General features: G+C 43.0%; 7 protein-coding genes. 2 read left to right on the forward strand and 5 right to left on the reverse strand.

All coding sequences use genetic code 11. The annotated features are described in order from the left end of the window. Positions 1–70: 70 nt before the first annotated feature. Together E0H89_RS04845 and E0H89_RS04850 are read left to right on the forward strand one after the other, a co-directional pair. The gene (locus tag E0H89_RS04845) at positions 71–2,344 is read left to right on the forward strand and encodes an NADP-dependent malic enzyme (protein ID WP_131214985.1); all 2,274 of its coding nucleotides are present in this window, start codon (positions 71–73) and stop codon (positions 2,342–2,344) included. 86 nt (positions 2,345–2,430) lie between these two features. Next, a complete protein-coding gene (locus tag E0H89_RS04850; protein ID WP_131214986.1) occupies positions 2,431–3,666 on the forward strand; it encodes a multifunctional CCA addition/repair protein in 1,236 nt (411 codons plus the stop codon). 150 nt (positions 3,667–3,816) lie between these two features. Here the strand turns inward: E0H89_RS04850 and epmA are convergent, their stop codons facing one another. From epmA to E0H89_RS04875, 5 genes are all read right to left on the reverse strand, one after another. After that, positions 3,817–4,803, reverse strand: a complete 987-nt coding sequence (gene epmA, locus E0H89_RS04855) for an EF-P lysine aminoacylase EpmA (protein WP_131215003.1) — start codon at positions 4,801–4,803, stop codon at positions 3,817–3,819. Positions 4,804–4,805: 2 nt separating this feature from the next. Next, entirely contained in the window at positions 4,806–5,873 is a 1,068-nt protein-coding gene (locus E0H89_RS04860; protein ID WP_131214989.1) for a 4-phosphoerythronate dehydrogenase, read from the reverse strand. Positions 5,874–6,109: 236 nt separating this feature from the next. Beyond that, on the reverse strand, positions 6,110–7,339 hold the full coding sequence (locus E0H89_RS04865) for a CaiB/BaiF CoA transferase family protein (RefSeq protein ID WP_131214991.1): 1,230 nt from the start codon (positions 7,337–7,339) through the stop codon (positions 6,110–6,112). A gap of 44 nt (positions 7,340–7,383) precedes the next feature. Continuing rightward, positions 7,384–8,790 carry an MFS transporter gene (locus E0H89_RS04870; RefSeq protein ID WP_131214993.1) on the reverse strand — a complete coding sequence of 469 codons (1,407 nt, stop codon included), beginning with the start codon at positions 8,788–8,790 and terminating at the stop codon, positions 7,384–7,386. A gap of 233 nt (positions 8,791–9,023) precedes the next feature. Beyond that, the coding region (locus tag E0H89_RS04875) for an acyl-CoA dehydrogenase family protein (protein WP_284702739.1) at positions 9,024–9,431 on the reverse strand (408 nt) is incomplete at its 5' end.

Genomic DNA, 9,431 nt, shown 5'->3' on the forward strand with positions numbered 1-9,431 from the left:
ATTCAATCAAATTAAGCAAAAAACCACCACCAGCTCGGGCTGGGCAACTCAAGCAACAATAGAGATACAGATGGACGATCAATCATTAAAACAGCAAGCTTTGTACTACCACGAATATCCAACACCAGGAAAAATCAGTGTTACGCCAAGCAAACAGCTGGTCAATCAACATGACCTTGCACTTGCTTACTCTCCAGGTGTTGCAGCACCATGTTTAGAGATTGAACGTGACCCATCAACAGCAGCACTCTATACCGCACGCGGTAACTTAGTGGCTGTCATTACAAATGGTACGGCAGTATTAGGTCTCGGAAATATCGGTCCTTTAGCGTCTAAACCGGTCATGGAAGGTAAAGGCGTACTGTTTAAAAAATTCGCAGGTGTAGATGTATTTGACCTCGAAATTGCAGAAAATGATCCTGATAAAATTGTGGACATCGTAGCTGCATTAGAACCAACTTTTGGTGGTATTAACCTTGAAGATATCAAGGCACCAGAATGTTTCTATATTGAGAAAAAACTTCGTGAACGCATGAATATTCCTGTGTTCCATGATGATCAACACGGTACATCAATTATTGTGGGTTCAGCTTTACTCAATGCCTTGCAACTGACTGGCAAAAAAATTGAAGAGATTAAAATTGTCGCTTCTGGTGCGGGTGCAGCTGCATTGTCTTGTCTAGATTTGCTTTGCGCTTTAGGTGCAAGCAAACAGAACATTACCGTTGCCGATTCACGCGGTCTGCTTACGACTAAACGTGACAATCTGGATGAATCAAAAAAACGCTATGTACAAGACATTGAAGGCACGCAACTGGCAGATGTGATTGCTGGTGCAGATATGTTTTTGGGGCTTTCAGCGGCAGGCATTTTGACCAAAGAAATGGTTAAAGTGATGGCGGAAAATCCGATCATTTTTGCTTTGGCAAATCCGGATCCAGAAATTCTGCCTGAACATGCGCATGAAGTTCGTCCTGACGTGATTATGGCGACTGGTCGTTCAGACTATCCCAACCAGGTAAACAATGCCCTTTGTTTCCCGTATATCTTCCGTGGTGCCTTAGACGTGGGCGCAACCACCATTAATGAAGAAATGAAAATTGCCTGCGTACATGCAATTGCACGTATGGCACACATTGAAGCAGATGCAGCATCTTATGGTGAAAAATCAGCATCATTTGGTCGTGACTATTTAATCCCACGTCCACTGGATCAGCGTCTAATTCTTGAAATTGCACCTGCGGTAGCCAAGGCGGCCATGGATTCTGGGGTTGCGACTCGTCCGATCCAAGATTTCTCTGCATATCGTCAAAAATTGTCTGAGTTTGTATACAACTCTGCATTTATGATGAAACCGATCTTTGCTCAAGCAAAAACAGCGCCTAAACGTATTGCTTATGCTGAAGGTGAAGATTTACGTGTGCTGCGTGCAGTTCAAATTGCGGTAGATGAAGAATTAGCATTCCCTATTCTTGTCGGTCGTACGGCGGTTATTGAAGCAAATATCAAGAAACTGGGCTTGCGTCTTGAACATGGTGTAAACATCGAAATTGTGGATCAGGAGAAAAACCCAGATTACGAATTGTTTGCGGATGATTACTACCAAATCATGCAACGTAAGGGCGTAACACCTGAATACGCACATCGTGAAGCACGTCGCCGTTCTACCCTGATTGCTGCAATGTTAGTGAAACATGGTCATGCAGACGGTATGCTTTGTGGTACCTATTCAAGCTATGACATTCATCTAGATTTCGTGAAAAACGTGATTGGCTTAAAAGAAGGTCGCAGCACGTTCTTTACTCTGAATGCATTAATGCTTCAAGACCGCAACCTGTTCATTGCCGATACGTATGTAAATACCAACCCAACAGCTGAACAGTTGGCGGAAATGACTATTTTGGCAGCTGAAGAAGTACGTCGTTTTGGTGTGATTCCACGTATTGCATTATTATCGCATTCAAGCTTTGGTTCTGACCAGACGGATGCAAGTGCACAAAAAATGCGTAAAGTATTTGAAATTTTAAGTGAAATAGCACCTGAACTAGAAGTCGAAGGTGAAATGCACGGTGATGCTGCACTGGATGAAAATATTCGTCATTTTGCATTCCCGAACTCACGTTTCAAAGGTTCTGCAAACCTACTCATTATGCCAAATCTGGATGCAGCCAACATTTCATTTAACCTGTTAAAAGCAACTTCAGGTAACAATGTAACGATTGGTCCAATTCTATTGGGTGCTGCAAAACCTGTCCACATCTTGACACCGACTGCAACAACACGTCGTGTGGTAAATATGACTGCGTTGACTGTAGCTGAAATTCAACAGTCACAAGAAGGCTAGTATTACTTTAGCGAAAAGCTAAGGTTCTTTACTTGAGAAAACCTCTATTCTGTAGCATGATTGCTTGAAGAATAGAGGTTTTTTTCATGCGAGTTTATTTAGTAGGCGGTGCAGTACGTGATCACTTACTCGGCCACCCCTATCACGAAAAAGATTATGTGGTTGTTGGTGCAACACCTGACCAACTTCTGGCTCAGGGCTATCAGCCGGTGGGTAAAGATTTCCCTGTTTTTCTCCATCCCCACACAAAAGAAGAATATGCTTTAGCCCGTACCGAGCGTAAATCTGGTCGGGGTTATCATGGCTTTGAATTTCATACAGATACCAGTGTAACCCTTGAAGAGGATCTGATCCGTCGTGACCTGACCATTAATGCGATGGCCATGGATGAAGATGGCAACGTATACGACCCTTATAAAGGGCAGCAAGATCTAACAGATCGAATATTACGTCATGTATCCCATGCTTTTGTCGAAGATCCGTTACGTGTTTTGCGTATTGCACGCTTTGCCGCACGTTATAAATCACTTGGATTTACAGTAGCACCTGAAACTTTGACACTGATGCAACAACTGGCTGAATCGGGTGAATTACAGGCATTGACGCCTGAACGAGTATGGAAAGAAACCTCTCGTGCCTTGATGGAAAATCACGCCGACGAATATTTCGAAGTACTACGTGCCTGTGGTGCTTTAAAAGTGCTATTTCCTGAATTAGATGCGTTGTACGGTGTTCCACAACGTCCTGAATATCATCCGGAAATTGATTGTGGCATTCATACTATGATGTCACTACAACAAGCCTGTAAAGCCAACTATTCACTCGATGTACGCTTTGCTGTTCTGGTTCATGATTTAGGAAAAGCCCTCACGCCCACAGAGGAATTACCGCGTCATATCATGCATGAAGAACGTGGCATTAAACCGGTCACTGAAGTGTGTGATCGGCTCAAAGTTCCCACAAATACCAAACAGCTTGCCCTCGCAGTATGTAAAGAACATTTAAAATGTCATCAAGCTTTGAATCTTAAACCGGGCACTTTATGGCGTTTATTACAACGACTAGATGTATTACGCCGTCCTGAACGTGTTGAAGCATATGTTCAAGCCTGTGAATGTGATTCACGTGGTCGCTTAGGTCTAGAAGACCGTGAATATCCGCAATCGCAATATGTGTTAGATGCAATGGAAGTGGTTCGTAGCATTAAAGCACAGGATTTACCACCTGATATTAGTGGTCCTGATATTGGGGAAATGTTGATTCAACGGCGTATTCAAGCAATTGAAGAATTAAAAGCCCGACAGATCGTTGCTGCAGTATAGCTCATAAAAAAAGCTTCTCAAAAAAGAAGCTTTTTTTATGTTACGAGGATGATAAAAAATCTCCCCTTTGCACAGCAATGCTGCTCACCTTTATAAAGGGAGAGAAAGAGGTCCTCTTTATCACAGAAGGATTTAAGGAGGTTATTTATATCAAGATACATCCGCAGGGAAAGTAATGACTTTTTCCAGTTTCATCTGCTGCGTCGCAACCATCAATAAACGGTCAATGCCTAAAGCAATGCCTGAACATTCAGTCATATGCGGTAAAGCCGCGAGTAGATATTCATCAATCGGCATCACATGCAAACCGAGCTTTTCACGCTCAAGATTATCTGCTTCAAAACGGGAGCGTAAAATGTCAGCATCAATCAGTTCATCATAGGCATTGGCTAATTCTAAACCTTCAATATAAAGCTCAAAACGTGCTGCAACCTGTTCACCTTCTTCATCAACTTTAACTTTGGCAAGTGATGCCATTTCCGGTGGAAAATCGGTTAAAAATACCGGCGTATCAAAACCCAAACTCGGTTCAACCATATGTGAAAATAACAGGTCGATATAACCCAAGCGATCATCACCCAAATCCAGATTTAAACCCACACGATTACAGCAGTCTTTCAGCTGCTTTAAGCTGGCTTGCAATGGATTAAGATCCAAACGGCCCATAAAGGCATGTTTATAACTTAAAATCGTTGGACGGACTTCACCAAAACGATGTGCCAAAGTCACATTGAGCAAGTCGGTCACTTCAAACATCAATTCTTTCAAATTTAAATTGGGGCGATACCATTCCAGCATGGTAAATTCACTATTGTGTTTTCGCCCATGTTCATCATCACGGAATACTTTACAGATTTGGTAAATCGGGCCACTGCCACTGGCCAGCAATCGCTTCATGGCAAATTCAGGTGAAGTTTGCAGATAATGGGTGTGTTTACGCCCACCGAGATGACGCTGAGCCTGAACTGAGGCTAAATGCACATCTGTTACACCCGCTTGTGACAATATTGGGGTTTCTACTTCAAGCACATTACGTTCAGCAAAAAACTGCCGGATTTGAGCATACATTTTGGCACGGGCTTTTAATGCTTTAATATCGCAGGTGGGTTGATAATTGATGCTTGCCGTATTTGCCATACTCATGCTTTCGGGCCTCCGTGCGCTGCCCATTCACGGCGTAAGGGATAGGTTTTACGCAAATAATCAAAGGCTCTTTGATCCACTTTACCCTCTTTCAAACAGGCTCGCAGGTTGGCATCGTCACGGGCAATATCATAAATGTGAGCAAGATACTGTTTTAGCACCGATTTTAAATCTTGATCTTGAAAATATTGCTCGCAGACCGGCAATTGAGTTTCAAACTGCTTATCTGCTACAAAATTAAAAGTTTTGCAAAAGGCATCGTAAATCATTTGCGTGCCACGTGCTTTGCCTTCCAGACTATAACCCGCAATATGCGGTGTCACTAAACGAATCAGCTTTAACAGTTGTTCCGAAATTTCGGGTTCATGTTCAAATACATCTAAAACTACTGGGCGATTGGTCTGTTCAATATCCGCAATCAGGGCCGCTTCCTCAATCACAGGTCCACGTGCTGAATTAATCAAGATGGCTTCAGGTTTCATCTGAGCCAACGCATCCGCATTGATCAAATGAAAAGTTGGATGCTCCCCGGTTTTGGTTAAGGGTACATGAATAGAAATGGCATCCGCTGTTTTTAACAATTCTGCTAATTCAACGTAGGTGATATTTTCACAATTCACAAAAGGATCGTGACCAATCACATTCCAGCCGAGCAATTTTGCCATATAAGCCAAACGTAAACCGACATTACCCAAGCCAATAATACCGAGGGTGAATTGTTCATTTCTCTCGATTAAATTCGGTTGTAAATATAGCAGTGCTGTAATCACATACTCAGCCACTGCCTGTGCATTACACCCTGCCGCATTTGACCATGCGATATTGTGTTTTTCTAACCCAGGAATATCCAAATGGTCGGTTCCAATGGTGGCACTACCGACAAATTTTAAATTTGTATCTTGAATAAGTGGTTCATTTACTTGGGTCACAGAACGCACCAGTAAGGCTTCAGCATCCTGTACATCTGCATGGGTTAAAGTCCGCCCTGCTGCTTGTTGAATCTCGCCAAAATCTGCAAAGAAATATTCGGTAAAGGCCAGATTCTCATCCGCAACGATTTTCATAGTACGTTCCAATGACATGAAGACCGCTATGATAACGCTTAGCGGCAAATCTGACTATGCAAGTTAATTATAGAGCTGATGCTTTAAGCGATATAAGTAAATGAATATCCGAAATTTTAATAGCTTTCCTGCTCAGTAAGCCCCAACCAAAATACAATTCCCCCTCCAAAAAAAAGACCAAATCTGGTCAAGAATTCGGTCAAAGGAGCAAATGAAATAGGAGTGAATAATACTAACTAAGCCATTGCACCATCAATAATACCCTGCGCTTTTAAAGCTCTTAATTCATCCTCAGTTTTAAATTGCGATAAAATCTTTTCAGTATGTTCACCTAACTGTGGTGCAGCATGCTTATATTCAACTGGGGTATCAGATAGTTTCATCGGTGAACCGATCATTTTAAAATGATCATTCAATGGATGTGCGACCTCCACCACCATGTCACGCGCTTGAATTTGTGGCTCATTCAATGCCTCTTCGATTGAGTTAATTACCCCAACCGGCACTTTAACTGCATGAATTGCAGTAACCCAATCTTCAGCATTTTTAGCCAAAAAATATTCGGATAGTAACGGAATCAATTCATCACGATGTTTAACACGATCCTGATTACGTTGGAATTTTCTATCTTCCAATAATTCGGGTAGACCAATCGCGATGCATAAATCTTTAAACTGCTTGTCATTGCCACAAGCAATAATAAATTCCTTATCTTTAGCCTTAAAAGTCTGATACGGCACAATATTGGGATGATGATTCCCCATCCGCTTTGGAGATACACCCGAAGTTAAATAATTCATGCCTTGATTGGCAAGCGTCGCCACCTGAACATCCAATAAAGATAAATCGATATATTGCCCACGACCAGTATGCTGGCGTGCCAGTAAAGCGGCCTGAATAGCAACCGTGGCATACAAACCGGTTTGAATATCGACCACAGCCACACCGACTTTTTGCGCACCACCACCCGGAAGTTCATCTTTTTCACCGGTAATGCTCATCAGTCCCGACATGCCTTGAATGATAAAATCATAACCCGGTTCTTCGGCACGTGGTCCGGTTTGGCCAAATCCGGTAATCGAGCAATAGACCAAGTTCGGATTCAGTTCATTCAAAGACGCATAATCCAAGCCGTATTTTTCTAATGAGCCTGCTTTATAGTTTTCAATCACCACATCGGCCGTTTTGGCAATTTCCCGAATCAGTTCCTGACCTTGTTGACTTGCAATATCTATTGCGACCGAATATTTGTTGCGGTTGGCACATTGGTAATAACCCGATTCACGAGTTGCAGTACCCTGATTATCCAGCATCCACGGTGGTCCCCACATACGGGTGTCATCACCCATTTTGGGACGTTCAATTTTAATTACTTCAGCACCCAAATCTGCCAGAATCTGCCCACACCATGGACCTGCCAGTACACGGCTTAAATCTAAAACTCGAATTCCTTGTAATGCACCCATGTTCTACTCCAAAAGCCAGCAGACGACGCTGCTGGCTATTTTTATTATTTAGCGGTAAGCGTTGTGTCTGTTGTTGCCACGGTACTTGGTGTTTTCTCTTCTGTATCGGTTGCTGTCACCAATGAAGATTGCTGTGGATCATACTGACGTTCACGGATAAAGAGTCCTGGAATCACACCGGCAATAAAGTAAGCTGCACCCATCACAATAAATGCCATAGTAAATGAACCGCCCGCCGCAATAATCCCGATAGTCGCAGGTGCAATTGCCGCCCCTAAACGTCCCATGTTATATGCACCGCCAATCGCTGTACCACGTACATCGGTTGAGAAGGTTTCCGCCATATAGGTTGCATTTACACCATAAGGAATTCCATAAAGGAAACCAAAGGTAATTAACAGGTACGCAATATTACCTGGTGTATTGTAGAAAATAATTACGGGTAAAAATGCGGCTGTCGCAACTGTTCCAAAGACGAAAGTTGCCCGACGCCCTAATTTATCTGCTGCATAGCCTGCAATAATTTTCCCTAGAATCATCGCCGTATAGGCACCAACCATATAGCCTGTTAATGCCTTGAAATTCATGTTCAATTCAGTTTCTAAATAGGTTGGCATCCAGTTATTGACACCGTAGTATCCAAACTGTAAGAAGGCAGCGGTACTCATCCATAACAAGAACATTTTACGATGCTGGGTATGCCCAAAAATACGTTTATAGACACTTTCAGAAGGTGCTTTTGCCGTGACTGTTTCAGGGGTGGGCTCAATTTTCAATTCTTTACGTTTAAACTGTTCAATTTTAGCTTCCTGCCAAGATGCAGGTTCAGGTACAAAACGCATGAAAATGAGCGCAAAGGCAGCCGGAACAATGGTCACATAAAACAGCATACGCCAGCCATGATCAGGAATAATTGCCCCTGCCAACAAAGTCGCCACGATATAACCAACGGTTTGACCGGTCTGTAATGTGCCTAAAACAGTGGTACGATACTTGGTTGGTACATATTCAGCCATCAGCGTATTACACGCCATGTAGAGCGAACCCAATCCAAATGCACCGATAAAACGTAGAATCATGAACTGCTCATAACTTTGGGTGAATCCCAAAATACAGGTCATGATCGAAAAGAAAACCACAGACCAGGCAATGGTTTTTACCCGTCCAAATTTATCACATGCCCATCCACCAGTAATTCCGCCCAGCGCCATCCCGGCAAGTGATGAACTTCCTAGCATACCGGCCTGAAATGAAGTCAGGCCAAACTCAGCTTTTAAACTGGTCAAACTGAATGACAACAGCATGATGTCAATACCATCAATCACCAGAGAAATAAATGCAAAAACAAATGCAATTTTCCAGGTGTTTTTATGAATGCGGTGCGCTGTACCTATATTGGAGGGTAATTTTCTACTGAGCGTTCCTGCTCCAGCCCGCATATCATTATTCATTTCCATATCCCTCATTTTCCCAAATGAGTCATCGGCAGTCTTATTGTTTCTCTACATTTGCCTGAGGTTCTTTATTGTTTTTCTATCATTCCATTTGAACTTTAAGCGTGAAAATGCAAAGATTTACAAGAATATTTCACGATGAATCCTTTAATTTAAGTTAATTATTGATTTTTTGAGACAAAACATCTCTAGGATGCCCACGAATAGACATCCTGAATTGAAGAACTCAATTAATTACCGAATGCAGCGATACCGGTTTGAGCACGACCTAAAATCAGGGCATGCACGTCATGGGTGCCTTCATAGGTATTGACTACTTCCAGATTGACCAGATGACGCGCTACCCCGAACTCATCACTGATACCGTTGCCCCCGAGCATGTCACGCGCCAGCCGGGCAATATCCAGCGCCTTGCCGCAGTTGTTGCGTTTAATCAGTGATGTGCCTTCAACCGATGCAATGCCTTCATCTTTCATCCGGCCAAAACGTAAGGCAACCTGTAAGCCCAAGGCGATTTCAGTCTGCATATCGGCCAGTTTCTTCTGGATCAGCTGGTTGGCAGCCAGTGGACGGCCAAACTGTTTACGGTCCATGGTGTATTGATGGGCAGTATGCCAGCAGAATTCTGCTGCGCCCAT

It is taken from the genome of Acinetobacter sp. ANC 3781, from assembly GCF_004331285.1.
Classification (GTDB): domain Bacteria; phylum Pseudomonadota; class Gammaproteobacteria; order Pseudomonadales; family Moraxellaceae; genus Acinetobacter.

Excerpts from the sequence above, each read along its gene's own strand:
- E0H89_RS04845 (WP_131214985.1), top strand. The coding sequence starts at position 71 with ATGGACGATCAATCATTAAAACAGCAAGCTTTGTACTACCACGAATAT.
- E0H89_RS04850 (WP_131214986.1), top strand. The coding sequence starts at position 2,431 with ATGCGAGTTTATTTAGTAGGCGGTGCAGTACGTGATCACTTACTCGGC.
- epmA (WP_131215003.1), bottom strand. The coding sequence starts at position 4,803 with ATGGCAAATACGGCAAGCATCAATTATCAACCCACCTGCGATATTAAA.
- E0H89_RS04860 (WP_131214989.1), bottom strand. The coding sequence starts at position 5,873 with ATGAAAATCGTTGCGGATGAGAATCTGGCCTTTACCGAATATTTCTTT.
- E0H89_RS04865 (WP_131214991.1), bottom strand. The coding sequence starts at position 7,339 with ATGGGTGCATTACAAGGAATTCGAGTTTTAGATTTAAGCCGTGTACTG.
- E0H89_RS04870 (WP_131214993.1), bottom strand. The coding sequence starts at position 8,790 with ATGAATAATGATATGCGGGCTGGAGCAGGAACGCTCAGTAGAAAATTA.